General features: G+C 69.2%; 22 protein-coding genes and 4 pseudogenes. 14 read left to right on the top strand and 12 right to left on the bottom strand.

The genetic code is table 11. The annotated features are described in order from the left end of the window. Positions 1 to 36: 36 nt before the first annotated feature. Complete coding sequence (locus tag ACGFYU_RS05955; RefSeq protein WP_393826034.1) at positions 37 to 1,545, bottom strand: DUF4246 domain-containing protein; 1,509 nt, start codon at positions 1,543 to 1,545, stop codon at positions 37 to 39. A gap of 491 nt (positions 1,546 to 2,036) precedes the next feature. On the opposite strand from ACGFYU_RS05955, the gene ACGFYU_RS05950 reads away from it, so the two are divergent. Next, entirely contained in the window at positions 2,037 to 2,234 is a 198-nt protein-coding gene (locus ACGFYU_RS05950; protein WP_393826033.1) for a hypothetical protein, read from the top strand. A 33-nt stretch (positions 2,235 to 2,267) separates the two neighbouring features. Here the strand turns inward: ACGFYU_RS05950 and ACGFYU_RS05945 are convergent, their stop codons facing one another. The 3 genes from ACGFYU_RS05945 to ACGFYU_RS05935 all read right to left on the bottom strand — a co-directional run bounded on the left by ACGFYU_RS05945 (position 2,268) and on the right by ACGFYU_RS05935 (position 5,086). Further along, complete coding sequence (locus ACGFYU_RS05945) at positions 2,268 to 2,609, bottom strand: hypothetical protein (protein WP_393826032.1); 342 nt, start codon at positions 2,607 to 2,609, stop codon at positions 2,268 to 2,270. A gap of 127 nt (positions 2,610 to 2,736) precedes the next feature. After that, complete coding sequence (locus ACGFYU_RS05940; protein WP_393826031.1) at positions 2,737 to 3,828, bottom strand: PP2C family protein-serine/threonine phosphatase; 1,092 nt, start codon at positions 3,826 to 3,828, stop codon at positions 2,737 to 2,739. 205 nt (positions 3,829 to 4,033) lie between these two features. Then, entirely contained in the window at positions 4,034 to 5,086 is a 1,053-nt protein-coding gene (locus ACGFYU_RS05935; protein ID WP_393826030.1) for a YncE family protein, read from the bottom strand. A 144-nt stretch (positions 5,087 to 5,230) separates the two neighbouring features. On the opposite strand from ACGFYU_RS05935, the gene ACGFYU_RS05930 reads away from it, so the two are divergent. Continuing rightward, a complete protein-coding gene (locus tag ACGFYU_RS05930; protein WP_393826029.1) occupies positions 5,231 to 6,154 on the top strand; it encodes a LysR family transcriptional regulator in 924 nt (307 codons plus the stop codon). Positions 6,155 to 6,195: 41 nt separating this feature from the next. Here the strand turns inward: ACGFYU_RS05930 and ACGFYU_RS05925 are convergent. Then, positions 6,196 to 7,244, bottom strand: a pseudogene (locus ACGFYU_RS05925) (helix-turn-helix transcriptional regulator). 99 nt (positions 7,245 to 7,343) lie between these two features. Between ACGFYU_RS05925 and ACGFYU_RS05920 the strand changes: the two are divergent. Together ACGFYU_RS05920 and ACGFYU_RS05915 are read left to right on the top strand one after the other, a co-directional pair. Beyond that, entirely contained in the window at positions 7,344 to 8,081 is a 738-nt protein-coding gene (locus ACGFYU_RS05920; RefSeq protein WP_393826028.1) for an NIPSNAP family protein, read from the top strand. Between the two features lie 103 nt (positions 8,082 to 8,184). After that, a complete protein-coding gene (locus ACGFYU_RS05915; RefSeq protein ID WP_393826027.1) occupies positions 8,185 to 8,772 on the top strand; it encodes a histidine phosphatase family protein in 588 nt (195 codons plus the stop codon). A gap of 15 nt (positions 8,773 to 8,787) precedes the next feature. On the opposite strand, the pseudogene ACGFYU_RS05910 reads toward ACGFYU_RS05915, so the two are convergent. Next, positions 8,788 to 8,988: pseudogene (locus ACGFYU_RS05910) on the bottom strand (transposase); the annotation flags it as partial. On the opposite strand from ACGFYU_RS05910, the gene ACGFYU_RS05905 reads away from it, so the two are divergent. Further along, positions 8,924 to 9,073, top strand: a complete 150-nt coding sequence (locus ACGFYU_RS05905) for a hypothetical protein (RefSeq protein ID WP_393826419.1) — start codon at positions 8,924 to 8,926, stop codon at positions 9,071 to 9,073. The pseudogene ACGFYU_RS05910 and the gene ACGFYU_RS05905 sit on opposite strands and share 65 nt — an antisense overlap. 181 nt (positions 9,074 to 9,254) lie before the next feature. Beyond that, entirely contained in the window at positions 9,255 to 9,785 is a 531-nt protein-coding gene (locus ACGFYU_RS05900) for a hypothetical protein (protein ID WP_393826026.1), read from the top strand. A gap of 243 nt (positions 9,786 to 10,028) precedes the next feature. Here the strand turns inward: ACGFYU_RS05900 and ACGFYU_RS05895 are convergent, their stop codons facing one another. After that, entirely contained in the window at positions 10,029 to 11,192 is a 1,164-nt protein-coding gene (locus ACGFYU_RS05895; protein ID WP_393826025.1) for a serine hydrolase domain-containing protein, read from the bottom strand. Between the two features lie 514 nt (positions 11,193 to 11,706). Here ACGFYU_RS05895 and ACGFYU_RS05890 point away from each other — a divergent pair. Continuing rightward, positions 11,707 to 13,575, top strand: coding sequence for a DUF6528 family protein (locus tag ACGFYU_RS05890; RefSeq protein WP_393826024.1), 1,869 nt, complete (start codon positions 11,707 to 11,709; stop codon positions 13,573 to 13,575). A gap of 206 nt (positions 13,576 to 13,781) precedes the next feature. On the opposite strand, the pseudogene ACGFYU_RS05885 reads toward ACGFYU_RS05890, so the two are convergent. Continuing rightward, a pseudogene (locus ACGFYU_RS05885) lies at positions 13,782 to 14,459 on the bottom strand (GlxA family transcriptional regulator); the annotation flags it as partial. Between the two features lie 117 nt (positions 14,460 to 14,576). On the opposite strand from ACGFYU_RS05885, the gene ACGFYU_RS05880 reads away from it, so the two are divergent. From ACGFYU_RS05880 to ACGFYU_RS05870, 3 genes are all read left to right on the top strand, one after another. Beyond that, entirely contained in the window at positions 14,577 to 16,388 is a 1,812-nt protein-coding gene (locus ACGFYU_RS05880; protein ID WP_393826023.1) for an NlpC/P60 family protein, read from the top strand. Positions 16,389 to 16,719: 331 nt separating this feature from the next. Beyond that, positions 16,720 to 17,949: a hypothetical protein gene (locus tag ACGFYU_RS05875; RefSeq protein WP_393826022.1), complete on the top strand. Its 1,230-nt coding sequence runs from the start codon at positions 16,720 to 16,722 to the stop codon at positions 17,947 to 17,949. Continuing rightward, a complete protein-coding gene (locus tag ACGFYU_RS05870; protein ID WP_393826021.1) occupies positions 17,933 to 18,703 on the top strand; it encodes a hypothetical protein in 771 nt (256 codons plus the stop codon). Before ACGFYU_RS05875 ends, ACGFYU_RS05870 begins: the two co-directional genes overlap by 17 nt. Before the next feature lie 929 nt (positions 18,704 to 19,632). Here the strand turns inward: ACGFYU_RS05870 and ACGFYU_RS05865 are convergent. Continuing rightward, entirely contained in the window at positions 19,633 to 20,073 is a 441-nt protein-coding gene (locus tag ACGFYU_RS05865) for a VOC family protein (protein WP_393826020.1), read from the bottom strand. A 510-nt stretch (positions 20,074 to 20,583) separates the two neighbouring features. Further along, complete coding sequence (gene sigJ, locus ACGFYU_RS05860) at positions 20,584 to 21,534, bottom strand: RNA polymerase sigma factor SigJ (RefSeq protein WP_393826019.1); 951 nt, start codon at positions 21,532 to 21,534, stop codon at positions 20,584 to 20,586. A 153-nt stretch (positions 21,535 to 21,687) separates the two neighbouring features. Here sigJ and ACGFYU_RS05855 point away from each other — a divergent pair, with 153 nt between their 5' ends. Together ACGFYU_RS05855 and ACGFYU_RS05850 are read left to right on the top strand one after the other, a co-directional pair. Next, on the top strand, positions 21,688 to 22,824 hold the full coding sequence (locus tag ACGFYU_RS05855) for an LUD domain-containing protein (RefSeq protein WP_393826018.1): 1,137 nt from the start codon (positions 21,688 to 21,690) through the stop codon (positions 22,822 to 22,824). 491 nt (positions 22,825 to 23,315) lie between these two features. Next, positions 23,316 to 23,669, top strand: a complete 354-nt coding sequence (locus ACGFYU_RS05850; RefSeq protein ID WP_393826017.1) for a VOC family protein — start codon at positions 23,316 to 23,318, stop codon at positions 23,667 to 23,669. 179 nt (positions 23,670 to 23,848) lie between these two features. On the opposite strand, the gene ACGFYU_RS05845 is transcribed toward ACGFYU_RS05850, so the two are convergent. Beyond that, the gene (locus ACGFYU_RS05845; protein ID WP_393826016.1) at positions 23,849 to 24,133 is read right to left on the bottom strand and encodes a hypothetical protein; all 285 of its coding nucleotides are present in this window, start codon (positions 24,131 to 24,133) and stop codon (positions 23,849 to 23,851) included. A 499-nt stretch (positions 24,134 to 24,632) separates the two neighbouring features. On the opposite strand from ACGFYU_RS05845, the pseudogene ACGFYU_RS05840 reads away from it, so the two are divergent. After that, positions 24,633 to 24,851: pseudogene (locus ACGFYU_RS05840) on the top strand (transposase); the annotation flags it as partial. 102 nt (positions 24,852 to 24,953) lie between these two features. On the opposite strand, the gene ACGFYU_RS05835 reads toward ACGFYU_RS05840, so the two are convergent. Further along, positions 24,954 to 25,424 carry a cytochrome P450 gene (locus ACGFYU_RS05835; RefSeq protein ID WP_393826015.1) on the bottom strand — a complete coding sequence of 157 codons (471 nt, stop codon included), beginning with the start codon at positions 25,422 to 25,424 and terminating at the stop codon, positions 24,954 to 24,956. Between the two features lie 395 nt (positions 25,425 to 25,819). Between ACGFYU_RS05835 and ACGFYU_RS05830 the strand changes: the two genes are divergently transcribed. Beyond that, positions 25,820 to 26,905, top strand: coding sequence for a DUF2599 domain-containing protein (locus ACGFYU_RS05830; protein WP_393826014.1), 1,086 nt, complete (start codon positions 25,820 to 25,822; stop codon positions 26,903 to 26,905). The last annotated feature ends 32 nt before the right edge of the window (positions 26,906 to 26,937 follow it).

Raw genomic sequence — 26,937 nt, 5'->3', positions numbered from 1 at the left:
CCGTCACACGGAGCCTGTCTCGGTACAGCAGCGGTTTCAGTGCTCGCAGAGGGAGAATTCTCGTTCGTAGAGCTGCTCGTTGTGTTCGTCGACGAAGAACTTGCGTTCCTGCATGAGCTGTTCGCGGTAGTCCTTGGCCTGTTCCAGCGTCATGGTCGAGGTGTCGGACCACGGCTGCTGCGGTGGCACGTCGGATGTCGAGACGATCCTTTCCGACGGGTCGACCAGGAAGAACGCAAGAATTTTGCGGTGCCCCGGGCGGGTGGGGTCCGCGAGGCGGAATGAGCCGACGCGGTGTTGCAGGATGTTCGGGAACGCCAGGCAGCGGCCCGCCTGTGTCGATGTCGATCCCAGCATCTGGTTCAGCGCGTCTTCGTCCGACAGGCCGTAGACCTCACGCACACCATTGTCGTCGTTCTGTTCGTAGTCCGGGTCGTCGAGTGCAGCTCTGAAACTCAGCCGGCTTTCGGTGATGTTCTCGCTGTCCCAGTAGTAGAGGCCGGTCGAGACGATCCGCTCGTTCAACATCCCCTCGACGTGCCAGGACCCGCCGGGGTACTCGGGCTTGTCCGGGGTGAGATGAATGGTGGCGAGCTTGACGATGACCTGGAGACGGCGCCCGCGCAGGTCGACTCGGGCGGATGCGTCGGGCAACTGGGGTGGGGTGAAGGCCGGGGCGTCCGGGATCACCGGGCGGCGGTTCTCCCACCAGTCGTCCTGTGCCCGTTCCCACGCACGAAGGGCTTCTGCGTAGGCCTCGTCATCACTGTAGGAGGATTTGCTCGGATATTCCGGCTCCGAGTCGTACCACCCGAATGGATCGGCCTGGATCCGCAGGGGACGCGGATGGCGCAGATCGGTGAGCACGTTCTCCAGCAGCGGCCGCATGCGCGCGAACAAGTCCGGTAGGACGGCGGCCAGTTCGTGGTGGACCTCGGGGTGGACGTTGTTGACGTACGAACGGAAGGCGACACCGCCGTCGTCACTGACGTCGACGTCCGTGGGCAGCCACTGGAACTTCTCCGAGAACTCGTGCTTCGAGTAGCGGTCCGTCGGGTTCCGCCAAGCCCGCTCGGGCGCGCCGCTTGCCTCTCTCACCAGGCAGAACAGCGAGGGATGAACCAGATCCAGTACCTGCCCGTCGGATCCGGGATGCCAGTCCTGTTCTTCTTCGGGGACCTCTTCCAGAACCCGAACCGCCTCGCGCAGCCGGGATCTGAGCTTGTCGTCGACCAGTGTGTCCGACTGCCACACCCCGTCGACGGCGGACGCCTCGATGCCGGTTCGTTCGTCCCGCAGCGCGGCGTAGTGCTCGAGTTCGGCCAGCACGTAACCAACCTGCGCCTCGGTGAGGCCCTGGGCGACCGCTTCTTGCGTCCACCTGGCGACGATGTCGGCATCGTTCATCTTGTCGAACCACCCCGGCTTCGCCCGAATGTGCGCGCTGCACTGCATCATCTGGAGTTCCCGCAGCGTTCGGGGTGTCGCGAACGATATGGAACGGGATGCCTGAAAGGGCAGCGGGAAAGCAGACATGCCGGTCAAGTCTCGTGATCCTTCGGGTCGGTGTGCGGTGGCGGGAAGGATACTTCAGCGGACTGACATCGCAGCCGTACTCGCGCTCGGTGAGCAGCCGGACTCCCCGGCTCGGAGAACCGCCGGCCAGCACAGCGGCACGAACGGCATCAACCACGACCACGGGTTGTGCGCAGCCGCCCACACGGCCGGCACCAGCAGGGTGACGGCCGCCACGACGCACGACGCACCAACACCACGCCGGTACGCGCCGGCCACCTGCCCAGCTTCCTCATCGAGTCATCCTCCGCTTGCTGTTCGGTCCACCCGTGGATCCATGCGCATACAGGGCCTGCCGAGCGCTCCGTAACGTCGATGACATGGAAACCAAGGCCCACGCAGGCCACGACTGATCCGGCCCTCCTCAACGACCCCATCACCCAAGGGGCGTTCCCCACGATGAAGCGCAGCACCCGCGGCTCTACGGCGCACTGACCGCCGCCGCCCTGTCGGCGGTCATCGTGGTGGCGAGCAGCGGGCACGCGGTGAACGGGTTCATGTGGGTCCGGGCGGTCGTGGTGCCACTGATCTGCGTACTGATCCACCGAAGCATCGGCTCCGCGGCCCGGGGGTCCCGGCCGGCTTGCGAGCGCCTGAGCGGCCTCACCGTCATCATGCCGATCGCGATCACCGGCATCGACTTCCCCAAAGTGCGCTGACAGTGCGGTTTGCAGCGGAGGGCCGCGGCGAGGTCACCCGCGCTCCAGCGCCGTCCGAAGCAGCCCCAGCGGTCGGGCGCCGAGGTCGAACAGGGCGGTCCAGCCCACCGTCTCCTCCACCAGTTCCGCCAACTCGGCCGGCAGGCCGTCCGCGTCGCGGTGGTCGGCCTGCAGGGCCCGTACGGTGTCGACGGGTACGGCCTCGGGGCCGATACGGCGCAGCGACTCGTCGAGCAGCGAGCGGAGCCGATCCCGTTCGGCGTCCACCCGGACGGTCAGCGCGCCGCAGCGGACCCGCAGCGCCGTCCCGTGCGGCGGGCACGGACAGGGCACAAACGGCGGCCGGTCAGGGGTCGTGGCAGAGATGATCGTCATGCCGTCAGCCTCGGGTGGCGTCGGCGTGCGATCCCGGGCCAGTGCAGGGGGGAAGTGGACTGGAATCGGGGGCGAGCCTCTGGGGGAGTGGAGCGCGGCAGGGCGGCCGGCCTGCGGACTGCGTGCCTCAGGTCTCACACAGACGTACGGCGAGGGCGGCGATGTCGTCGTCAAGGCGGCCCCTGCTGTGGTGGAGGAGGTCGCGGTGGAGGGCCGTGAGCAGTTCACGGGGCGGTGTCGGGGGCTGTCGACGCATCCAAGCTGCCAGCGGGAAGAACTCGCCGTCGCGGGCGCGGGTCTCGGCGATCCCGTCGGTGTAGAGGAGCAGCAGGTCGCCGGGGGCGAAGTCGAAGGTGTCGACGTTGTAGTGATCGCCGATCAGCTCCGCGAGGCTGAGCAGTGGCGAGGGGGTGGCCGACTCGAGGACACGGAGTTTCCCGCGGTTCAGGAGCAGGGGTGGAGGGTGTCCGCAGTTGAGGATGGTGATACGTCTGTCCTCGCGCGGGATCTCGACGAGGAGGGCGGTGGCGAAGCGCTCCATCGGCCCTTCGGGGGGGAAGGCGGCGTTGTATCGGGTGCTGCTGGCGTCCAGCCTGCGTGCGACGTTGACCAGGTCGATCTCGTCGTAGGCCGCCTCCCGGAAGGCGTTGACGATCGCCGCGGCCGCCCCCACGGCCGGCAGGCCCTTGCCCCGCACGTCACCGATGAGCAGCCTGACGCCGTATGGCGTGTCGGCCGCCTCGTAGAAGTCCCCGCCGATGCGGGCCTCCGCCGCGGCCGCGAGGTACAGCGATTCGATCTCGACGTTCCCGAGGCGGTGTGGCATGGGGCTCAGCACCACCTGTTGCGCCGCGTCGGCGACGAGCCGTACCTGGAAGAGGGTGCGCTCCCGCTGGAGCCGGAGATGGCTCCCGTACGCGGCGGCCACGGTGACCGCGACGATCCCCCCGACGGTCCACCACGTCCCCAGGTCGGGGAAGACGAGGCTGAGGCCGATCATCAGGAAGAGGCAGACCGTCCCGAGCAGGACGGTGGGGAGGACCGGCCACATGGCGGCGGCCAGGGCCGGTGCCGCGGGCAGGAGGCGACTGAAGGCCATTTCCGGCGGAGTGGTGTAGGCCAGGCTGGCGATCACGACGGTCAGAATGACCGGCGACAGCCGCACAAGCGTTCCACGGCCGTAGCGCCCACGGAGTCGCGGCCTTCCGGACTCGATCACACTTCCCAGAATATCTACGTAATCAGGGCATAGCGCTCCGGCGAACATACAGTCGAACATATGAGTGAATCGGTGGATGACGTCCACCCGCTTTCCCGACGACCTGATCAACCTCCAGCCGGCCTGGCCGCGCACCTACGCCGACCTGGCCCGCCAGCCCACGCAGGCCGTACCCGACACCGGCGGCAGCCGGCCGGGGTGGTGGTCAGGCCGGGCGTGGGAGGTACCCGAGGCCGTGCGCGCCGGGCTCGCCGAGCTTGGCGATGTCCAGCCGTGCCAGGCGCTCCAGCGACTCCAGGTCGATGATGTCGACGGTGGACGACACGACGCAGGCCACATAGGCGAGCCGGCCGTCGGGGGACGAGGTGATGGTCAGCGGGAACAGGCCGACCTCGAGGTCACCCAGCCGCTTGCGGGTGTCGGCGCAGAACACGGTGAGGCGGCCCGGCGCCTGGCGTCCGAGTCGGGAGACCGGGTCGGGCGCCATGCGTACTTCGCCCGCGAGCAGCTTCCCCGTCGACGTCAGGTGCACCGGCAGGACGATGTCCCCCGTGGGCAGGGTGTCGACGACGGACGCCGTCCGGGTGTCGATGACCCGGATTCCGGTGGGCGGCCGTTCCGCGGCGGGGCCGGAGAAGTTGCCGTAGGGCGCGGCGACGAATACGTGCGTGCCGTCGGCGGAGACGGCGAGGCCCTCACTGCCCGGTAGCTCGACCTTCGCGGTGAGAGCGCCCCGTTCGAGGTCGACGACCGACACGAACGGCGCCTCCTTGTTGGTGGCGTATCCCGTCAGCCCCGCCGGATCGATGGCGAACCAGTGCGGGCCGGGCGCGGCCGTATCGATCCGACCCAGGGGCCGGCGGGTCTCCGTGTCGATCACCACGACACCACCGGGCCGGTCGTCCGCACTCTCCACGCTGACGTAGAGGCGACCGCGCACCGGGTCCAACGCCAGTCCGTGCGGCCCGTGTTCCGGGGCGAGGTCGACGACCTCGACGATGCGGCGGGTGTCAGGGTCGATGACGGCAAGTTCGGTGCGCCGGCCGCCGTTCGCGTGGTAGTAGCCCGAGTGGTACGTCAGGGTGCACCACAGCAGCCGCTGCGTCGGGTCGAAGCACAACTCGTGTGGCTCGGCAGGGACTTGTACATCGCCGAGGTGTCGGTCGGAGGCGGCGTCGAAGAACGAGACCGTCGGTCCGCTCTGACTGACGACGGCCAGGACGTCGCCTTCCCGACCGGCAAGGGGGGACTGCTGCACAGCGGCTCCTTGAAAGGGCTGAAGGGGGAATGCCTCGCGTCTTCGCGGGCAGTTCCACTCTCCGCGTCGGAGGATGCCGCGACAATGCAAAGATTGGCACGCAATCATTGACTCAGACGCAAAAATGCAGCTCAGGAGGGATCGATGGATCTCAACCTACTGAGAGCCCTGGACGCCCTGCTCCAGGAGAACAGTGTGACCCGCGCGGCGGAGCGCCTGGGCACCTCGCCCGCGGCAGTCAGCCGTACTCTGGCCCGGCTCCGCCGTACCGTCGGCGATCCGCTACTGGTCCGGGCCGGCCAGGGGCTGGTCCCGACCCCGCGCGCCGTCGAACTCCGGGAGGAGGTAGGCGCGTTGCTGCGCGACTGCGACAATGTCCTGCGGCCCGGTCCCGGTTTCGATGCCGTGCATCTCCGGCGCACCTTCACCGTGCAGGCGGCCGACCTGCTGCTGGTGGGACTCGCCGGGAGCCTGACCGAGCGGATCCACGCGGAGGCCCCGCAGGTGGACGTCGTCTTCCTGCCGGAGGCGTTGGAGGGCGGCCCCGGGCTGCGGCAGGGCTGGGTGGACGTCGAACTGGGCGTCCTGGGACACCTGGACCCGGAGATCCGGACCCGGCAGCTCACGCGGACGCCGCTGGTCGGTATCGCCCGCAGTGGACATCCCCTCTTCGACGGGCCGATCGACGCCCGCCGTTTCGCCGCGGCCGACCACATCGGCATCTCCCGACTCGGCAAGCGCCTCGGGCCCATCGACAGCGCGCTCGCGGAACTCGGGCTGCAACGCCGGACCGCGGTAGTGGTGCCCAGCCACACGAGCGCGATGATGCTCGCCCGGGACACCGACCTCGTCGCGCTCAGCCTGGCCGACTGGCTCCCCGACACGGTCACCGCCATGGGCCTGCGGACGTTGCCCATCCCCCTCGACCTGGAACCCCTGGACCTCGGGATGGCCTGGCACCCCCGCAACTCGACCGATCCGGCGCACCGCTGGTTCCGCGAACACCTGGCGGCCGTCGTCCTGGCCCCGGCGGGACCAGGGGCGGCAGCCTCCCGCACCGCCAACTGATGTCATCCTGCCGCACACAGCGGTGCGGGCCCGCTCGGAGCTCACCCAGCCACGTACGGGGAGGCCTGGCCGGCCTGCGCGACTGAGCCGTTTTCCTGGGGGCTGCGCCCGGAGCCGACGAGTCCGTAGGCCCGGGCGAGTGAGCCGATCGTGTCGGCCATGGCCCGGCGTAGTTCGGCCGGCGCGACGACCACCACGTCCGCACCGAGCCGGAGCAGTTCACCGCACGCGTGCGCGGTGCTCTCGGTCGGTACGACCGCCTCGACCCATCCATCCGCGCCGACGACGGTCGCGGTGGCGTCGACCGCCCGCACCACCTCCGGTGCGACGTTGACGGGCAGGCGCCGGCGCCCCCGCGGGGACAGGCGGATGGTGGCCGTGCCGGTGTAGCGGCGTACCTGGAACTCCGCGAGGTAGGAGGACCAGTACGCACCCAGCTCGAAGTTCCGCGGCGGTCGAACCGCTCCTCGCTCAGCACCGCGTCGAGAACCTGAGCGACCCGGTAGGTCGCCGTCCCGCTCTCCGCAGCGGCTACGACGTACCAGGTACCGGACTTGAGTACCAGGCCGTAGGGGTGAAGGCGGCGCGACACCTCCTGCGGCGCGCGCCAGCGCCGGTAGCGCACGTCGACGACCCGCTGCGTGAGCACCGCTTCGACGAACAGGGGCAGATGCGGCGTCTGCTCGGGCTCCCGGTACCAGCCCGGAGCGTCCAGGTGAAACACCGCCGCGGTCCGCGCGGCCTCCTCCCTCAGCCGTGCCGGCAGCGCGGCCAGCAGCTTCAGCCGCGCCGCCGTCACCTCCGCCGCGAGCCCCAGGTCGGCGGCCGCGCCCGGCAGGCCGGCGAGGAGCAGTGCCCGCGCCTCGCCCTCGCTCATCCCGGTCAGGCGGGTGCGATACCCGTCGAGCAACCGGTAGCCGCCTCCACGGCCCGGCTCCGCATACACCGGTACCCCGGCGGTCTGCAGCCGCTCCACGTCCCGGTAGGCCGTCCGAACGGACACACCCAACTCCCCGGCGATCTCCCGCGCGGACACGCGCCCCCGGGCTTGTATCAACAGCAGGACCGACAGCAGACGACCGGTGGACATGGGCTCATTCTCCCCGGAAACCCTGACAGCACCTGGCACAGCTCGGGCATACCGTCAGTCCGCACCGCCAGGACAGGTAGAACAGAACGGGAGCTTGCCGTGCCACCGACCGACCCCGCCCGCCACCTCGCCGTGATCGAACTCCGCCAGTACACATTGCGTCCCGGCCGGCGCGACGACCTCATCGAACTCTTCGACCGGGAGCTGGTCGAAACCCAAGAGGAAGCCGGGACGGCCGTCCTCGGCCAGTTCCGCGACCTGGACCACCCGGACCGCTTCGTCTGGCTGCGCGGATTCCCGGACATGGCGGTGCGGCACGACGCGCTGACGGCCTTCTACGGCGGCCCCGTCTGGGCGCGGCACGGTCCCCAGGCCAACGCCACCATGACCGACTCGGACGACGTCCTCCTCCTGCGCCCCCTGACGGACGACACCGGGTTCCCCGCCTCCCCGTCCGCACGGCCCCGCCCCGGCACTCCGGCTCCCGACCGGTTCGTGTCCGCCACCGTGTGGTCCTTCCCCCCTGGACGGACCGACGGGATCGCACTCATCAAGAATCTGCTCCCCCTGCTGCGCAGCACAGGAGCTGCGCCTCTCGCCGCACTCGTCACCGAGGCGGCGCCCAACACGTTCCCCCGGCTGCCGGTCCGTAGCGGGGAAAACGCAGCCGTGGTCATCACCTCCTATCCCAACGAAAGTGCCCACCGCCGGCATCTCAGCGCCGTACACGCACACCCCGTAGCCCGGGACGAGATCCTGCCCGCCGTAGAGCGAGAACAGACGGCGGCTCCCCGAACCCTGCGCCTGGCGCCCACAGCGCGCTCGCTCATCTCCTGACGGCATTTGGTGGGCCCACCGCGGACGATGGGGGGACCGGCGACGGTGGCGAAGGTGAAGAAGCCGTCTCGGCGTGCCACAAGATCAGATAGCGTGCGTGGCTGTGGGTGAGCTGATAGTGATCAGGCACGGCCAGACCGAGTGGAGCCTGTCGGGCCGGCATGCTGGACGGACCGACGTTGCTCTGACCGAAGCGGGCGAAGCCGCGGCCGGTGCTCTTGCTCCGAGGCTGGCCCAGCGCCGTCTGGTTGCCGTGTTCAGCAGCCCGCTGAGCCGCGCCATGCGGACGGCCGAGCTCGCCGGCCTGACCGGCGTCAAGCCCGATCCCGACCTGTTGGAGTGGGACTACGGCGGCTACGAAGGCCTGACCGCCGAGCAGATCCGTGAGGCGAGGCCGGGCTGGGACCTGTGGCGCGACGGTGTCATTCCCGGTGACGCTGACCTTCCCGGCGAGGCGCTCGCGCAGGTGGCCGCACGTACGGACGCGGTGCTGGACCGCATCCGCCCGCTGCTGAGCGAGGGCGATGTCGCCGTGGTTGCGCACGGCCACCTGGCGCGCGTGCTCACCGTGCGCTGGCTCGGCCTCGACGCGTCCGCGAGCCGACTGCTCGGCCACCCGCATCCGGGCACCCTCAGCTTCCTGGCCACCGAGGACGGGCAACCCGTCATCTCCGCCTGGAACGTCCCGTAGGGCAAGGCTTCTGCGTCACATCTGACGTGAGAGGCGCCGGAAGCAGATGGGTGCCGCGGCGATGCCGGCGAAGGCGAGGAAGTGCTCAGCCTTGCGTTCGTAGCGGCGGTGAAGTCTGCGGCATCGGGCGAGCCAGGAGACGGGGCGTTCGATGGTCCAGCGATGGCGCCCCGACCGGTGGGCGACGCCCCGCCGGGCGATGCGCGGGGTGAAGCCCAAGAAGCCGGGCAAGCACCACAAGCCCAGCAAGCAGCACAAGCCGAACAAGCCCGGCCATCACCGGCCGGTCGCCGCCACCTGAGGCCCGGGCCCGCAGAAGTAGGCGGTCCATACCCCGCATGTGATCAGTATGTCGTGATCGTGTCACGATCCCGTGGGCGCGCCCGGATGGGCGCAACCAGGCGAGATAAAGACGATATTAAGGTGACGTGTGCCTGCCAAGGTGCCTACCTGCTCGTCACTCTTTGCAACGGGATTGAATCGTGAAGCTTCGTCATGTCCGCGCAATAGCCGTCTTCGGTGTCGCCGCCGTCGCACTCACGGGAGCCCGCGGCTCCCACGGAGCCAGCTGTGGCGGCAGCCACGGCTCCAGCTCCTCGCACTCCAGCACCTCGGGCAGCACCAGCAGCGGTACCACCGGCGGCAGCGACAGCACCAGCAGCAGCGGCAGCTCGTCCGGCACCTCCTCCGTTACGGGCGGTTCGAGCAGCGCCAACAAGGCCGATCGTGACATCAAGATTGACAAGTGCCGCCTGGACGACTCGGGCAAGAACCTCGTCGCCCGCCTGACCGTCACCAACAGCGGCTCGTTGAGCTACACCTACAACATCACCATGAAGTTCGAAGGCGCGCCCGGGTCGAGCGCCGTCGCCGCCACGGCCAGGGTCGCCAACCTGACGGTCAAGGCCGGTGCATCCCAGCAGGCCGAGGCCACAACGCCGTACACCGGCAAGGGCGACGGAAGCGAGTACAAGGAGTGCGTCGTCTCCAGCGCCTCCAAGAGCGTCTCCTGACACACCGTCCTCCGGCCGGGCCGGGCCGGGCCGGGCGGCGCGCTGAGACAGCCCCGCCTGCCGGCCCGACCGCGACCCTCCTGCCCGCGCCACCCACTTCGGCGCCGCGGAGGCGCCCGGCGTAGGGGGGCACCGGACAGGCCCCAAGTCGGCGGAGCGGGCCACGTCGCCCTGCCCGCGGTGGCGGATTCGGCAGGAGGTCCCCGGCGGTGTGGCACCAGGCACGCACGCCGCCGTGCCTGGTCAGGCTCCCAGCGAGGCGTACGCGGCCTGGATGACGGCGAACGCGCGGTTGTCGACGCCGGACTTCCACAGGTTCGGGACGTAGGCGACGCTCATCCGGGTATCGAGGTCCGCGAGGACGAAGGAGCCGCCGTTGCCTCCCCAGTACGCGAGGCGGTGCCCCTGGACGGCGGGTCCGAACATGCCCGTGGCGAGGTCGTTGTTGAGGCAGTAGCCGTTGCCCCAGGTGAAGGCAAGGGACATCGCCACGTCCATGCCGGCAAAGGGCTTGTCCAGCACCCGCCGACAGCCGTCCTCCGACAGCAGACGCACCCCGTTGACCTCGCCGCCGCAGGCCATCACGGACTGAATGAGCGCGCCTGCTCGGGCGTTGCCGTGCCCGTTGCCGCCCCCGACCTCGGCGCGGCGCCACCACGTGTTGTGGGTGATGTCGGGAGTGATGTACGGGTAGCGGGTGATCCTGATGCCGACGGGCGACACCCCCTCGGTCGGTGCCGCCTCGTTCAGCGCCGGGACGGGGGTGCCCGGCGTCAGCAGCGAGACGCGGTCGTCGCATTCGGGCCCGGTGCCGATGTGGAAGTCGGCGTCGGGGCCCAGTGGGGTGCACACTTCCCGGGCGAGGAACTGGCCCAGGGTGAGGCCGGTGACGCGCTGGGTGAGCATGTTGACCATGTGACCGGTGGTGAAGCAGTGGTAGGCGAGCACGGTGCCGGGTGTCCACCACGGTGCCTGGCGGGCCAGCAGGTCAGTCGACTTCTGCAGGTCACACAGGTCCTGCGGTGTGATCTCCTCGGTCCAGGCGGGCAGGCCAGAGGTGTGCTGGAGCACGTGCCTGACCGTGACGCCGGCCTTGCCGTTCTGGGCGAACTCCGGCCAATAGCGGGCGACCGGAGCATCGAGATCGAGCAGGCCGCGGTCGATGAGGATGAGTGCGCAGAGCCCCGTCATCGTCTTGGTGAACGAGTAGACGTTCGTAATGGTGTCGCGTTCCCAGGGCCGGCTGCGGGCGGCGTCGGCGTAGCCGCCCCAGACGTCCACCACAGGCTTGCCGTCGATGAAGACGGCGACCGACGCGCCGAGGTCGTCTCCCCTGGCGAGGGAGGCGGCGAGGACGTCGCGGACCGCACTGAACTCTTCCCTGTAGGTGCCGTGGATCTCAGCCATGGGCGGGAAGGCCTTCCTTCTCAGTCGAATGGAAGCAGGGCGCGTCCAGGAGCCGAGCCCACTGCTGCGCTACGCGGCCGTCGACTGCCCGAGCACCACTCTCGCCTACGCTCCGGCCGAACAGCCGGAGCAGCGCACAGCCACAGAGAGCAGTCCTCGGCATGCTCACCGCGGAGCGGGGCGTTCCGGGCGTCCACTGCGGCCTGGCCACCGCCGAGATGGGAGGCCTTCGGGCCGGGCACGCCGGGGCTGGGAGCCGCGCGTTGACGTGTGGGCCCGGCTGCTGAGCGCGTCAGGTGCGCACCGGCGCCGACCGCCCGCTTCCGCGGCCCGGACACCAACCTCGCCCGATGCCGTTCGTGCCACAACGGACCCAACTCGGCAACGAGATCGACGATCACCGGACCGACGTCTCACTGCCGACCACGCGGGAGCTCGTTAGTATCCCGTTCGCGACACGAGCATGATCCGTTCATTTTCTTTCATGCTTCCCTTCCACCGGAAAGATTCCTGCATGATACGCCGCAAAGGCGGACTTTCTCGCCTGGCCTCGCTCCTGATCGGTGCCGGACTGGCCGCCTCGCTGGTCACCGCGCCCGCCGGGGACGACCCCACCGCGCACGCCCCGGCCCCGGCCCCCGCGCCCGCCGCCTACGCCGCCACTCCCGCTGTCTCCCCGTTCGTCCAGAGCGGCCCGCGCAACATCATCACGCGGGTGCAGGACACATACATCACCAACGTGAACAACGCGGACCACTCCACGGGACAGCTCCTGCACGTCGGCACGCCGGACAACGGCACGACCAAGTACCGCAGCTTCTTGAAGTTCGACGTTTCCAAGCTGCGCGGCGCCGACATCAAGAGCGCGAGCCTGCGACTGTACAACTCCCACACCGGCTCCTGTGACGGCTGGTGGATGTACGCCGACCCGGTCGCCGCCGCCTGGGGCCAGTCCACGATCACCTGGGCCAACCAGCCGGCGCTCAGCGCTGGTTACCAGACCAGCGCGAACTTCGGCATCGGGAATCCCACCTGCCCGGACCAGCCGGTGGACTCCGACCCGGACACCTCGAACGGGATCAAGCGGCTCGACGTGACCGCCATGGTCAAGGCATGGACGCAAGGGACACTGGCCAACAACGGCCTGCGCCTGTCGGCCGGCGAGTCGGGCAGTGTGGCGTACAAGGAGTTCTGCTCCATGAACCCCGACACCACCGACACCGCCTGCCACCTGGCGTACTACACACCAACGCTGGAAGTCGAGTTCAACCCCGGCGCGCCTGCCATCGGCGCGGCCGACGAGTACGCCGTGAACTACGGCGGCTACCCGGCCACGAGCTCGGCGCTGGAGTTCTACGACTCCGCCAACCCCTCCCTGTGGCCGGCGACCGGCCCTTACCAGCGGTGGGTCCCTGACGCGTACCACTCCTTCAAGGACCCCTACGGCGACCTGCTGCGGGCCCCGTTCGCGGGCGGGACGGAGCACCGGCTGCGCCCCGCGGGCGCGTACGCGGCGTCCGGACGCAGCGGTCAGCAGGTCCTGGTCGTCGGGGACGGGCAGAGCGGCCTCGTCGCCGTCGTCCCGTACCCGGCGCTGTCGGGGGCGCGCTTCACGATCAACGTCGGCGTCAACAGCGTCACCAACCTGCACGGCGTGGAGCTCCTGCCGGACGGCAACGTGGCCGTGGCCCTGGCCAAGACCGGCCAGGTGAAGGTCTACACCAAGGCCCAGGGCGCTATCGGCAACGCGCCGAGCGCCTACGCCACCGCCGCGGACAGTGCGACGCTGGAGGACGCCCACAGCCTGCTGTACGACCCGGACACCGCGTCGCTGTGGGCCATCGGGAAGACAGAGCTCGTCCGCTACCCCTACACGAGCGGCACCGGGAAGCTCGGAACCCCTGACTCGTTCCCCCTGCCGCTGAACGCCAACGGATTCTCCCCGGCCTTTGGTCACGACATCGAGCCCGTCTACGGCAACCCCGACCGCATGTGGGTGTCGTCCAACGCGGGGATCGTCCAGTTCTCCAAGTCCGGGGCCACGCCCTGCTACAACCCGTCCCGGTGGCCGACGTCCGCGACGGCCTCCGACGGAAGGACCAACCGCTGGTGCACGAACTACACCAACGAATCGCTGGTCAACAAGGGTGGCATGGCCAAGAGTGTGGGCAACGACCCGGTCTCCGGCCGCGTGATCACGACCTGCGCGGGAGATCCCGCCGCCTGCCACGCGCCCGTCGCGGGCGCCGACGCCTGGACGACGCCGGCGATCACCTTCGTCGACTCCAACGGAACCGATGATCCGAGCCGCCATGAGGAGTTCTGGCGCGAGACCAACGCCCAGTACTACCGGGCACGCTGGATGGTGCCCAGCTACAACTGACACCGAGCCGCCGCCCGTCCTCCCCGGGGGGACGGGCGGCGCCGCCGGCGGAGCGCGGTGCTGGGCGGACAAGGACCCCCAGGGCGCCGCCGGCACCGGTCGCCCAAGGCGACGGGACTCGCCAAAGGCCTCCGTAGGCGAGACCCGCTCCGCGTTCTGCGGGGCCTTTCGGGCCCCTTCCCGGGGGCTTCGGCGCGCCCGGTCGCTCAGCGGCTGAAGGCTCTTCGGTACGCGCCGGGCGTCGTGCCCAACGTCGCTCGGAAGCGGCGCCGCAGGTTGACGGCGCAGGACAGGCCGACCCGGATCGCGATGGCCTCGACCGGCAGTTGCGTCTGCTCCAGCAGAACCCGAGCAGCGCCAAGGCGCTGGGTGAGCAGCCACTTGCCGGGGCTGTGCCCGAGCTGTTCGGCGAAACGCCGGGCCAGGGTGCGGCTGGACACCCCCGCCTGCTCGGCGAGGCGTTCCACGGTCAGTTCGGTGTCGAGCCGGGACAGGGCCCACTCGAGCAGCGGCGCGAGCGATTCCTCCGTCCTGGGCACAGGCTGGGCGGCGTACTGCAGCTGACCGCCTTCCCGGTGCGGCGGCAGCACCATGCTCCGGGCGACCTGGGCCGCGTAGGCGGCTCCGTGGTCGCGGCGGACCAGGTGCAGGGCCAGGTCGATGCAGGCTCCGGACCCGGCACTGGTGGCCACGTCGCCATGGTCGACGTACAGCACGTCCGCGTCGACCTCCACCCGCGGAAACGCGGCGGCGAACTCCTCCGCGCGCCGCCAGTGCGTTGTCGCCCGGCGTCCGTCCAGCAATCCGGCCTGTGCCAGCACGAACGCCCCCGTACAGATGGACACCACCCGGGCCCCGCGCCGGTGCGCCGCGCCCAGGGCGCTCAGGCCTTTCTGCCGACCAAGCCCTCCTGAGGGCGGGCAAGGGACTCGAAGGCGCCGTCGGCGTCGCAACGGCCCCCGGCCGGAGACGGGGGAGCGGTCATCCCGATAATGCGGAACGTGATCAACTCTTCCCGCCGCACGCTGCTCGCAGCTCTCACCGCCTCGGCCGCCGCCCAGCTCACCGGGCTGACCGTCTCCCCGGCCGCCGCGGCCACCACCTCACCCACCATCGGCACGCCCGAGAGCCCGGTCATGCCGGAGGCCCCGTCCTCCGGCATGACCGGCCCGCGCTCATCCATGACCCTGACCGGCCCCCCGCACGACATAGCCGCCCTCACCCGTTCCTCCGTCGGCGCGCTGACCACGACCGTGCTGCCCGGCACCCCCGTCCGGACGGAGGTCAGATGCGACGGCCAGCCGCTGGCCGTGCTGACCAAGGGCGCCCGGACGGTGCTGATGACCGGACCGGAGCGGACGTTCACGGAGAACAAGCGGCCTGTCAACGACCGCTTCGAGCGCACCCTGGCGACCTCGGGCAGCTGGGGCTCCTCGCCGGAGGGCGGCAGCTGGTCGGTGTTCGGCGGCCCCAACACGGGCACCACCGAGGATCCCCTCTACGCGGAATTCACCCTGCAGCAGCGCGGCGTGGCCCAAGCGGCACTCAGCGACACCAAAACCGGTCGGTACGCGACCCTGCGCGACGACGAGATCACCGACGTCGACGTCGAGGCGGTCGCCCGGTTCAACCAGGTCCCCACGGGCACCAACGGCTGCTCCTTCGCGCTGGTCTTCGCCTACCGCGGCAAGGACGGCAGCGACCCCAGCACCCACTACCGGGCCCGCCTGTCCTTCACCACCAAGGGTGAAGTCGACCTGCGCGCCGAGAAGGTCCTCGGTGGGGATGCCACCGTCCTCAAGACAGTCGGCCCGCTCGACACCGGCGTGGCGGCCAACACCGACTGGACGATCCGCGTCCGCCGCGAGGGCGCCCACGTCCGGATCAAGGCATGGCCCACGGCGTCCAAGGAGCCGGACGGATGGACCACGGAGTTCATCGACGCCGACCCGCCCTATGCCAAGGGCCGGGTCGGCGTGCGTGGCTACGCCGCGAACGGCTGCACGAACGCCGGTCTCGTGATGAGCGTGAGCCGCTTCGAGGTCAAGGAGGCCACCTGGGAGAAGCCGCCGTCCGTCACCCACCGCCACTGGGTCCGCCTTCTCGACACGCCGTACGACGGCACCTGGACGCCTGCCGTGCAAGCTGCCGTACGCGGCTGGGCCGGATCGCTCGCCCCGGACGCCCTCGCGTACGCGGCGATGTTCCTGCCCGGTGCGCCGCAGGTGACGAGCGGCCGGAAGGAGCCGGTCGGCGCGCGGGTGCTCGGCGCCGCCGCATACGGCAAGAAGGACGCGCAGGGGCTGCGCCCGGTCGGCGCGGACTTCCACGACTACATGGCGCGCGACTGGCCCTTCCCCGAGAAGGTGGTAGAGAAGGAGGAGGGTCAGGCCGGGAGCCTCGACTGCTCCGGGTACGTGCGGATGGTCTACGGCTACCACATGGGCGTCCCGATGTGCGCGGAGGTGGATACCACGAAGCAGGCGTTGCCCCGCAAGTCGGGTGCCATGGTCGACTACGCTCCGGGGGCGCGGGTCGTGGACAAGCCGGACGACGGCAAGGCGCTTGCGACGAACGCCGCCATCCAGCCCGGGGACCTGGTCCTGTTCGACGCGAGTCCCCCGGAGCCTGACGACGAGTACCTCGTGGACCACGTCGGCATCTACCTCGGCCTGGACGCCGACGGTCTGCGCCGGTTCCTCTCCAGCCGCAAGAGCTGCAACGGTCCCACGATGGCCGACCTCTCGGGTGCCTCATCGCTCGACGGCACCGGCACGTACGCCCTCGGTCTGCGGACAGTGCGCCGCCTCTGACCGGTGCCGATGCCGGCGCCGGGACGCATGTCGCGGTGGTCGAACAAGGCCCTGTGGGTTGGGGCTGCCCGATCGGGACATTCCACAGGGCCGTCGACCAGCTTGGCCGAGACGCTGTTGAACCCCCGCCAGACTGCCGGGCAGCCGCACACACCGCCCGTACAGCAGAACCCCGTTGCCTGCTGTCGAGCCCCGTGAGAGCATCAAGGCTCGACGGTCCGGCTCCTTTCGTTTGCGCTGCGCAGCGCAGAAAGATGGAGGAGTGCGGGCCGTTGCCGTGTCCACGATTCGAGTAATCCATCAAGATCTGCGAATTGACAGGTATCGTCCGATGCGCACAACAGAGCTTGCAGAAGCCTGCATCGAAGAAGCGAGCAACATCTTGGTTGCGCCTTCGATGTTGCAAGACAATGACTTGATCAGGGACTTCTTCGGGTCCGTCCTCACGCCGGAGGACCTCGCTTCTGGGTCGCCCGCCCTCGCGCGGAAGACTGTTTACCTGTGTGGCGACATATCCGCGATCAGCAGCCGCCAACTGCATGCGGCTGCCCGGGTGTTCATTGTTCGGGAGCTGTCGCACGGCTACCACGAGGACGTCGACGAGCCCTGGGCCCTCGTCGACCTCGGCCGAGTTCCCATCCGCGTACACGGCGTCGGCGTGTACTACCGCCGCTTCTTCGGACTCGGCGACGATCACTTCGGGCGGATCAGTGCGGAGCACGCGTTCCAGTCCCTGACGGAGTCCACCAAACCTGGAACAGCGCGTCGCAGCGGAATCTACCTGACGCCCGTCACGCGAAACGGTGACGAACTGCATTTCCGCCTGCTCCGGTGCTCCACGAACCTCTCGGGGCCGACCGAGAGCTTTCGCCCGGCCGACACGCGCATCGTCGAGACTCTGAACCGCGAGGCCACCGCCGTCTTCCGGAACCAGGCACCGCTGAATCACGTCCTCGCTCAGATCTACCACAACACCCTTGCCACGGCTGAGCGCAAGCAGTCCAAGGCCAGGATCTCGGCCCATGCCGACAAGACCAAGGACATGCCCGTCAACGGCATCATGGCCTTCTGCACCTTCTATGACCGGCTCGACAAGCTGCAGCCCTTGGCCGAAGACGCCTTCGACTACGGTGTGAAGGGTGCCAGCGGGCTGACCCAACTCCACTTTCGTCTCAAGGAGCCGACCGGAGAAGGCGACGGGGTCGCGCTCCCTCCGCAGTTCACCCTGACTCTCTATCCCGGCTCCGTGTTCTTCATGCCGCTGTCCACCAACCGCCTGTATACGCACGAAATCCGGCCCTCACCGTTGGACCCCGAGTTGCTCCCGACCCGCCTGGGATACGTGGTGCGCTGCTCGAGCGCCGAAGCCGTTCACAAGAACGGCGGCACGTTCCTCAAAGTGGCCGGAGATTTGGTGAAGCTGGGGCCACCCACACCGGCCGGCATGAACGAGCTGCGCAGGCTGTACGCCGAGGAGAACAGGACCTCGTCCTTCATCGATTACGGCGACGGATTTCTCTTCAGCATGAACACGGGAGACTATATTGCCCCCCGAGTCTAGGATCTCGGATGGGATCCTCTCGTACGATTTGCCCACCGATGAGAATCTTTTTGCGGAGCTGTTCGCGTCGGTTCGTTGGGAAGACGTAGGAAAAGGCCGGCGAGGCGCCACGCTTACCAAGGTCGACGAGGCGGGTGGTGTGGCTCTCGTACGTACTACCACTCGATACGGCAGCCCGCCCCAGCGTTTCCGGGCGGTGCACGAGCGGCTGGCACAACAGATCCAAGAACGTGCAGCGATCCCGGTCGGCTTCAACAACGCTCTCATCGAGAGCTACACGAACGCCTACACAACCATGGGCAGCCATTCCGACCAAGCTCTCGATCTGGCCAACGAATCGTTCATCGCCCTCTTCTCCTGTTACCAGCACCCCGACGCGATCCAGCGGAGGAAGCTGATCTTCGAATCGAAGGAGCCCGGTGGCGACAGATTCGAAATCCCCCTCGCCCACAACAGCATCGTGGCGTTTTCTGTCGCCTCGAATCGGCAACTCAGGCATAAAATCGTATTGGACATCTCCGTTCAGGCGGAGGACAACCAATGGTTGGGTGTGACGTTTCGAACGTCAAAGACTTTGGTTCGGTTTCGCGACGGACATGCATACCTCCCGCAAGGTGCGCGCCTCATGTCGGCCGACGATGAGCAGAGGCGCGAGTACTACCAACTACGGCGCCGTGAGAACCAAGAATCGGACTTCATCTACCCCCTGCTGACGTACACCATCAGTGAGAGCGATCTGATGCTGCCCGTCTGACCGGCGAGTCCGCTGGTGGCGCCTACGCACACGGTGGCGGTGCGCCGGTGGTGCGGGTACCACGGATCGCCAGGCCGGTGGGGGTGTCGTTGATGGCGACGATCTCGTACACCCACCCGTGATCGTCCTTGCATCCGAAGCGGCAGTGCTGGGGGGCAGCGTTCCCGGCGCACCGGAGGCGTCCAGGTCGCCCTTGAGGACCCAGCCGGTCGTAGGTGCAGTACCAGCCTGGGGTCGACCCGGGCGAGCCGGGCCGGGGCACGGCCGGGTTGACGGTCTTGACTTTTGACGGGGGCTCGGCCGGGGAGTTCGGGGCCTTGGCGACCCGGCTGACCGCGCCCGGCGCGGGCCCTCTCGCGGTGCGGGGCGAGGTCCGGGTGACCGGCCGGTTCCGGTCAGGGTCGGGCGGCCTGCATGTCACGCTGGATCCGGGGGCAGCGCGGCGTGGGGCAGAGGCAGGGACCAGAGGCGCACGGCGGTCACTGTGCTGCAGTCGGCCTGAGACCGCCTCTGACCGCGCCGCTGCGCCCCCGGACGGATGATGCGCGCCCGGCCACACTGCGGCACCGTCGGAGCGGTGCCCGTAGGACCCGCCCGCCGCGCCGGGCGTGCGGCACACCCCGGAAGGCCGGGTGACCCTGGAAGCGGGAGAGCCGTGAGGGGGGCTCAGGGGAAGGTGCTCAGACCGCCGGTGGAGCCGATGCCGGTGCAGGCCCCAGACACACTGCCGCGCCCCGGCGAGGTTCCGGACCCGCGCTCCGCAGCAGAAGGCAGACGGCTACCGCTGCCTCGCGTTCCTGACGTTGCGCGGGGTTCAGTCCTTGGCGACGTAGGCCATGTGGGTCACGTCACGGGACAGCGGCTCCAGGCTGATCGGGCGCTCAGAACCTCGCTGATCTCGTACGGCTGTATGGTTCGGTCCCTCCTTCTCAGCGCAGTTGCTCGGCCAGTCCGACGATGATGCCCTCCGGGCCGCGGAGGTAGCAGAGCAGATGGCTGTCCTCGAACCGGGCGATCTCGCCGACGAGTTCGCCGCCGTGAGGGCGCAGTCGGGCAACGGTGTCCACGATGTCGTCGACGGCGAACATGACGCGGTGCATGCCCAGAACGTTGTGCGGCCGGTTGCGCGGCCCGCCGCTGATCACCGCGGGGCTGCGGTACTTCGCCAGCTCGATCCGGCTGTGACCGTCCGGGGTCCGGAGCATCGCGATGTCACAGCGGACGCCGTCGAGTCCGGTGCACTGGTCGGCGAAGAGGCCCTCCACCTCCGCCCTGCCCTCCAGCTCCATACCGAGTTCCACGAAGAACGCGATGGCGGCATCCATGTCCTCGACGACGATGCCGACGTTGTCCATCCGCTGAACCGCCATGCTGCTTTCTCCTTCTTCCTCGCGCGGCCGGTGGTGGCCCCTGGTGTCCCTGGGACGGGGCCAGTGGCACGTTCCCGAGATCCGCAGACCGCCGAACTCCGAAAGATCTGGTACGCGCCTCAGCGCCGCTACAGCAGACCCGCGAGCCACGCGCCACCGCCGAGGGTGAGTGCGGCGCAGGTGGCCGCTCTCACGAACACGATCAGCCGCAGCGTGCCGTCCCCGCTTTCAATGCCTACTCGACGATTCGCAGCTGCGCGCCAGATCATGCGCCTCCCCAATTGATTCACCGTACCGGCTCACCCTCGGCGGGTGGAGTTTCCCGTAACGCTTGCCCTCGCGCACCACACGTCTGCCGGGGAACAAGCTCCGGTAGGCCACCGTCCGGCCGAACCTCGTCGCCGATTTACGCGCTGACGCAGCGGTAGACCGCGGCCGGTACCGACACCCGGTGCGTTACCTGCGTATTCGGGCTGGCCTTACCCCCGGCGACATCGCGGCGGGGGACGGTCAGGGCAGCTGCCACGGCTGGAGCTTGTCCGGGTTGCGCACCGCCCAGATGCGCGTGATCCGCTCGTCCTCGGCGACCTCGAACGCGAACACCGTCTCGATCCGGCCCTCCGACTCGATCACCAGGCCCGGTAGCCCGTTGACGGTGCGCTCGAGGATCGTTCGGGGCGGCGCGAGCCGGGCGATCGTCAGATAGAGGTGGGCGATCTGCTCCGCGCCCTCGATCGGCAGCAGGTGGGCAATTGCGCGGCCACCACCGTCGCTGATCGCGGTGGCGCCCGGGTCGAGGAGTCCGAGCAGGGCCCCGATGTCCTGCGCCTCCCAGGCCGCCTTGAACCGCCGGACGACGCTCGCCTGCCGGGCCGCGTCCGGGCTCGCCTCCCCCCGCGCGGCGATACGACGGCGGGCCGAGGACGCCAGCTGACGGCACGCCGCCGGACTGCGGCCGATGATCTCGGCCACCTCGGCGAACGGGTAGCGGAAGATGTCGTGCAGCACGAACGCGACGCGCTCGGCCGGGGTCAACGACTCGAACACGACCAGGAACGCCATGGTCACCGACTCGTCGAGGGTGATCCGGTCGGCCGGGTCCCCGCCGGCGCCACCCGCCGCCCCGGCGATCCATTCGGCCGGGTCGGGCAGCGGCTCCGGGATCCACTCCCCGACGTAGGTCTCCCGCCGACTGCGCGCCGAGCCGAGCAGGTTCAGACAGATACGGCTGGCCACCGTCGTCAGCCAGGCGCCCGGGGACTCGACGGCCTCCTGCTGCGCCCGGGACATCGTGTACCAACGGGTGTAGGTCTCCTGGACGACGTCCTCCGCGTCGGCCAGGGACCCGAGCAGCCGGTAGGCGAGATTGAGGAGCTGTCGCCGCTCGCTCATGATCGTCCCCAGGCCCGGGTCGTATTGCTCGTCCGCCCGGCGCTGTGACTGTTCCCACGGGGTGGTCATACGCTCTCCGGCTCCTTCGTTCGCGGTCCCTCTCCATTACGACAAATCAGAGCGGCGGAATGTGAGGTCGGCGGGACGCCTCACATTCGGCGGGGCTGCGTTGTCGTAATGGCTGAAGAGGAACAACACCGGCCACAGGACAGGACGCCGAACATGAACGACTTCCAGGAGATCGCCGACCGAGTCGAGATCGAGGCGCTGCGCGGCGAGTTCACCGACGCGGCGATGATGCGCGACCGCGCCCGCCTCGCCGCGCTGTTCACCCTCGACGGCGTGCTGCGCATGCCCAACATCCCGGTCGAGTTCGTCGGCCGCGAGGAGATCCGGGCCGGAGGCGAACGCCTGCAGGCCCAGTGGGACTTCTTCGTGCAGAACAGCCACCCGGGCACGATCCGTCTCGACGGCGACACGGCCACGGGCCGTACCTACATGCAGGAGATCGCGCGGGTGCTCGACGGCCGTTCCGGCCTGAACTTCGCCATTTACCACGACAGCTACCGGCGGACGCCGGAGGGTTGGAAGTTCACCGAGCGCGTCTACGAGGTCAGGTACGTCGATACGACCCCGCTGCGGGGCTCCGCGCCCGGCCCCGCCGCTCAGTCGCACGGCCCTGGTGAGGCCCGGGAAGCCGGCCTGGCCGCGGAGGCCGCTGAGGCGGACGCATCGGCCACGGGTGCGGCCGACGACTTCGGCGCACCGGCGTCCGCCGAGCGGCTGGACCGGGCGGTCTCGGCGCTGCGGGCGAACGGCTTCACCGCCGAACTGCTCGACGACGCCGCGGCGGCCCGCGCCCGCGTCAAGGAACTGATACCGGAGGGCGCGGGCGTGTTCACCGGGGCCAGCGAGACGCTTCGGCTCTCCGGCATCGCGGGGGACATCGAGGAGGGCGACCGCTACCAGGCCATCCGGCCGCGCGTGCTGAAGATGGACCGCGCCACCGAGTTCGACCAGATCCGCCGGCTGGTGGCCACCCCGGACGTCTTCGTCGCCAGCGCCGCAGCCGTGACCGAGACCGGCTCGCTCGTCATCGCCTCGGGCAGCGGCAGCCAGCTGCCCGCCTGCGCCGGCGGCGCCGCAAAGGCGATCTGGATCGTCGGCGCGCAGAAGGTGGTGCCCGACCTGAGCACCGCACTGCGCCGGGTCGAGGAGCACGCCCTCCTGCTGGAAAACGCGCGCGCCCAAGCGGTCTACGGCCGGCCGAGCGCGGTCAACCGCCTGCTCGTCCTCAACGCCGAGCCACAGCCCGGGCGCGGCACTGTCCTGCTGCTGCGTGAAGCCATCGGATTCTGACATCCCGCGCGTCGGTGAGGCCGCGGCGGGGCGGACGGCGAATCGGGTCCGCGCGCATCGTCCAGGCTCTGGTCGTGTCGGCTCGTCCGCGCAGACATGGTCTTCGGCGGCCGTGAGCTCGGGTGAGCGGGCCGGTAGGCAGGTTCTTGAGCAGCTGCCGGTCGTCCTGGCGCAGCCGGTGGCCTCGCGGGGCGCAGGCGACCGGGCGATCGGCGGCGTGTTTGCGGCAGACCGACAGGTGGACCGCAGCGGCCGGATCCAGTCGTGCGGCCGCCATGACGCACCGTGATGGGCTCCGGCCACTTGCGGGGCTCCTTAGTCCCTCCTCAAGTCCGGGAACGCCGGCCCGACTCACTGCGCACCAGTGCTCCGTCGAGCCACCACGCGATGCGGACAAGAGTTCTGCGCGGTGACCGATCCGCGACGAGCCGAAGCCCAGATCACGGGCGCGGTGTCCTCAACGCCGACGATGGGCGTGCGAATATCGGGGCATGCTCTCAGGCGCACACGTGATCCTCTACTCCCACAATGCTGAGGCCGACCGGGCTTTCATCAGGGACGTCCTCGGCTTCGCCCACGTCGACGCGGGCCACGGCTGGCTGATCTTCAAGCTGCCGCCCGCCGAGGTCGCCGTGCACCCCACCGACGGCGCGCCGAAGCACGAGTTCTACCTGATGTGCGACGACCTCGACGCCGTACTAGCCCAGCTCGCAGAGCGCGGCGCGGAGCTCACCGGCGAGGTGACCGAGGAGCGGTGGGGACGCCTTACGGCCGTACGCCTCCCCAGTGGCAGTGAACTGCCCCTGTACCAGCCGCTGCACCCCATCGCGCACAGCCTCGCCTGAACCTCCAGCCTGCTGGCCGGCGCCGTGGCGCTCGGCCCCCTGCACCTTCCGCAGGCCGCTCCACCGGCGCCGGGCGCCGCGTCTCCGCGAGGGCGGTCCGCGCGGGAGAAGACGGACCAGGAGCGGTCAATGCCGTGCCGGGGGTCCCGGGGGCGGGCAGGGCTACACCGCCCCAGGCATCAGGAGATGGTGCTGTTGCCCAGGAGTGGGATGTCCGGGATGACTTTGACTGTCTGAGATTCGAGGCTATTGGTCAGCGCGTGGTTCGAGGTGTTCTCTGAGTGGCCCGTCTGGGCTTTTCCGTCCCTGGTGTTCAGGTTCTGGGACAACACGCCGAGCCCTTGAACGTTTTCTCCGACGAGGCCCGAAGGTCTGGGGTCGGTGATGGCGGGGCCGGCGAGCGCGAGCGTGGCGATACCGGCGACGGCTACGGCACCGAGTGCTCGGCTGAGGATCTTGGCCATGCTAAGGCAGCGAGGCCCGTGGCCGGGGAGACACGACAACCGCGCGCCGCGGTTCAGCAGCAGCCCCCACTCGTTGACGACCGTGAATGCCTCAGAGGCCCTTCCAAAGGGTTGTCCCGTAACTGCTGGTCGTCCCCGGCTGGGTTGTCAGCAGAAATCTGGCGGGACGTCCTTGTCCACGCAGTACTCTATGGCGTCGATCAGCTGGCGGACGTCCTCGATGCGTCGTTGGAGTATGGGGCAGCATGGCCGCGCACTGAGCGGCTGAGAGGTCGCCATCGTCGTCTGCGTGGTCAAGCAGCGGTGCCAGGGTCGTAGGGTTCTTCCACCCAGGGGCGTCGGGTGTGGCTCGCACACTGTGGCTTCCACCGACTGGCCGCCCGACGCCCCTCGACGACTCGGCTGCCAATTGGGAACGGCGAATGATCGCTCCGTGGGGAATCGCCAGCGAGGTCGTCTGTCGGGAGGCACCAGCACACCCCACCGCACGGAGGGCGCCATGGCCGCGAACTGGGCCGGCATCGACGCAGGCAAGACCGATCACCACTGCGTTGTGATCGACGAGAGTGGCCGTCGGCTGTTGTCGCGATGCGTCGCCAATGACGAGCCCGAGCTCCTCGAACTGCTCACCGACGTCATGGCCCTGGGCGACGAGGTGACCTGGGGAATCGACCTGGCGGACGGCGGAGCCGCCCTGGCCATCGCGGTTCTCCTCGCCAAAGCCGCCTGAACCCAGCACGGCCGGCTCACTCGCCGACTCCGCACCTCGCACATGTCGGCACAGTCATCGGCGGTCAGCGCCTGGGCCGGATGTCCATGGTCAGTCCGCGTGGCTGCAGGATGGTGCGTGTGCAGAACGTGGTGCGTGTGCCGGGAGTCTGGCGCAATTGGTAGCGCCCGGCGTGGGTTGCTGTGGCGATGACCACGGCGACCATGGCCACCAGTGGTCGGGCAGGAACTCCATCGGGCGGTCGTAGAAGCGAGGATCGCGATGGATGACAAACGGGCTGACCGCGACTCGGGTGCCTGGCCGCAGTGGGTAACCGGCGAGTTCTGTGGGCAGGTCGACGGTTCTTTCGAGGTACCACAGTGGTGGGTACAGCCGGAGTGTCTCCTTCACCACCGCTTCGGTGCTGGGCAGGCGCGGCAGGTCCGCGGGCGTCGGCAAGCGGTTGCCCAGTTCCCGGTCGATCTCGGCGTCGAGGCGCCGGCGCACCGGCTGGTGCCGGTCGAGGAGGAGGAAGAGCCATGCCAGAGCGGCGGCGGTGGTTTCGTGGGCTGCGAAGCTCAAGAGACAACGGGCCGTCGCCACCCGGTACGACAAGCTCGCCGTCCGCTACGAAGCGACCGTGCTGGTCACAGCCATCAACGAATGGCTGTGACCAGCACTTTCACAACAGGCCCTAGTGGACGCGACGCTGCAGTCCCTGACGTCGACGCCGTCGGCACCCGCTCCTTCCGGGGTACGGGGCGGCGCAGGCGGGGAGTACGTCCAAGTCGCAGAATGTCGACGTCACTTAGGAAGGCGTTCTTTCCATTCATGGTCGGACGTGTCAATGTGACTGGCGCCAAGATCGCCAAGCGTTCGGCTGGTTGCTTGGTGGTCGACGGCCGCGGCCCGCGTTCCCGCTGGCTGCGCTCCGTACCTGGCCTCGACAGGCCATCTGACAAGGAGCAACGATACCAATGCGATCTACTGTTCGCGCGGGCCGTCGCAGGCCCCGAGCTCCGCGCGTCCTGGCCAGACTTGTGGCCGTACTGGCTGCGGCGTTCATCACGCTCACCACTCTGAGCGCCCTCCCGGCCGCGGCGGCGGACCAGGAGATCTGCGGGCACTGGGTCCGCGGTGCAATCCTCGACAAGTACCTCAGCATGGGTGGCTGGAACTCGCCGCTGAAGTGCCCGACCACGGACGAGGTGCCCACGCCGGACGGCCGGGGCGCGTTCACGGTGTTCGAGGGAGGGTCGATCTACTGGTCGGCCGCCTCGGGCGCGCACCCCGTGTGGGGCGCGGTGCGTGACGCCTGGGCGCGCCAGGGCTGGGAGGGCGGCAAGTTCGGCTACCCGGTCGGCGACGAGTTACGGAATCCGGACGGCCAGGGCATCCGGCAGCAGTTCCAAGGCGGGACGTTCTACTGGCATCCCACGAAGACCGCGCGCGCGTACGGGGTGACCGGCCGGATCGGCCAGCTCTGGGCGCAGTGGGGATATGAGCACGGGGCCTTCGGCTATCCGACGTCCGACGAGTACGTCACCGACGCCATCGGCGGCTTCGGGTCCCAGCACACGGGTGTACGCCAGAACTACGAGAACACCAGGTTCATCGTCTGGAGCAGCGGCCACAGCGACGGCTACTACGTCTGCCGCGGCGAATGCGTCGGCTACGGCGCGATGACCAACAAGCTGTGGGTGGCGAAGACCGAGATCTACCACAGCCTGGCCTCCACCCCGGACCCGTACGCGGGCAAGCGCTCCGTCCATGTGACGCCGACCGAGGTCGGGTTCAGCCACGCGGACGACCACCTACAGGAGTTGTGGAACCAGGTGTGGTCGGTCATCCCGTCGCCCTCGCCCGCGTTCAGTGCGGACGAGCAGGACGTCGTCAGCAAACAGCTCTACTGCCACTCGGTCTTCGCGTTCCGCGATCCCACCAGCGGCGACCGCTTCGGCGGACCGACCTGGGACCTGGAGACCTGGCGCCCCAACTGGGCCTGGGACTCCGCCAAGTGGCTGCAGGCCAAGTGCAACCCGGGCTGGCCCGCGGAGGAGTGAGCCCGCGGCGACGATGACCTGAGCCCCTAGGA

It is taken from the genome of Streptomyces sp. NPDC048337, from assembly GCF_043201175.1.
Classification (GTDB): Bacteria; Actinomycetota; Actinomycetes; order Streptomycetales; family Streptomycetaceae; genus Streptomyces.
Note: the sequence above shows the minus strand (reverse complement) of the source record. Positions and strands in the feature narration are given on the sequence as shown.

Excerpts from the sequence above, each read along its gene's own strand:
- ACGFYU_RS05895 (WP_393826025.1), bottom strand. The coding sequence starts at position 11,192 with ATGGCTGAGATCCACGGCACCTACAGGGAAGAGTTCAGTGCGGTCCGC.
- ACGFYU_RS05850 (WP_393826017.1), top strand. The coding sequence starts at position 23,316 with ATGCTCTCAGGCGCACACGTGATCCTCTACTCCCACAATGCTGAGGCC.
- ACGFYU_RS05875 (WP_393826022.1), top strand. The coding sequence starts at position 16,720 with ATGCGCACAACAGAGCTTGCAGAAGCCTGCATCGAAGAAGCGAGCAAC.
- ACGFYU_RS05930 (WP_393826029.1), top strand. The coding sequence starts at position 5,231 with ATGGATCTCAACCTACTGAGAGCCCTGGACGCCCTGCTCCAGGAGAAC.
- sigJ (WP_393826019.1), bottom strand. The coding sequence starts at position 21,534 with ATGACCACCCCGTGGGAACAGTCACAGCGCCGGGCGGACGAGCAATAC.
- ACGFYU_RS05830 (WP_393826014.1), top strand. The coding sequence starts at position 25,820 with ATGCGATCTACTGTTCGCGCGGGCCGTCGCAGGCCCCGAGCTCCGCGC.
- ACGFYU_RS05945 (WP_393826032.1), bottom strand. The coding sequence starts at position 2,609 with ATGACGATCATCTCTGCCACGACCCCTGACCGGCCGCCGTTTGTGCCC.
- ACGFYU_RS05905 (WP_393826419.1), top strand. The coding sequence starts at position 8,924 with ATGGTCCAGCGATGGCGCCCCGACCGGTGGGCGACGCCCCGCCGGGCG.
- ACGFYU_RS05855 (WP_393826018.1), top strand. The coding sequence starts at position 21,688 with ATGAACGACTTCCAGGAGATCGCCGACCGAGTCGAGATCGAGGCGCTG.
- ACGFYU_RS05890 (WP_393826024.1), top strand. The coding sequence starts at position 11,707 with ATGATACGCCGCAAAGGCGGACTTTCTCGCCTGGCCTCGCTCCTGATC.
- ACGFYU_RS05865 (WP_393826020.1), bottom strand. The coding sequence starts at position 20,073 with ATGGCGGTTCAGCGGATGGACAACGTCGGCATCGTCGTCGAGGACATG.
- ACGFYU_RS05845 (WP_393826016.1), bottom strand. The coding sequence starts at position 24,133 with ATGGCCAAGATCCTCAGCCGAGCACTCGGTGCCGTAGCCGTCGCCGGT.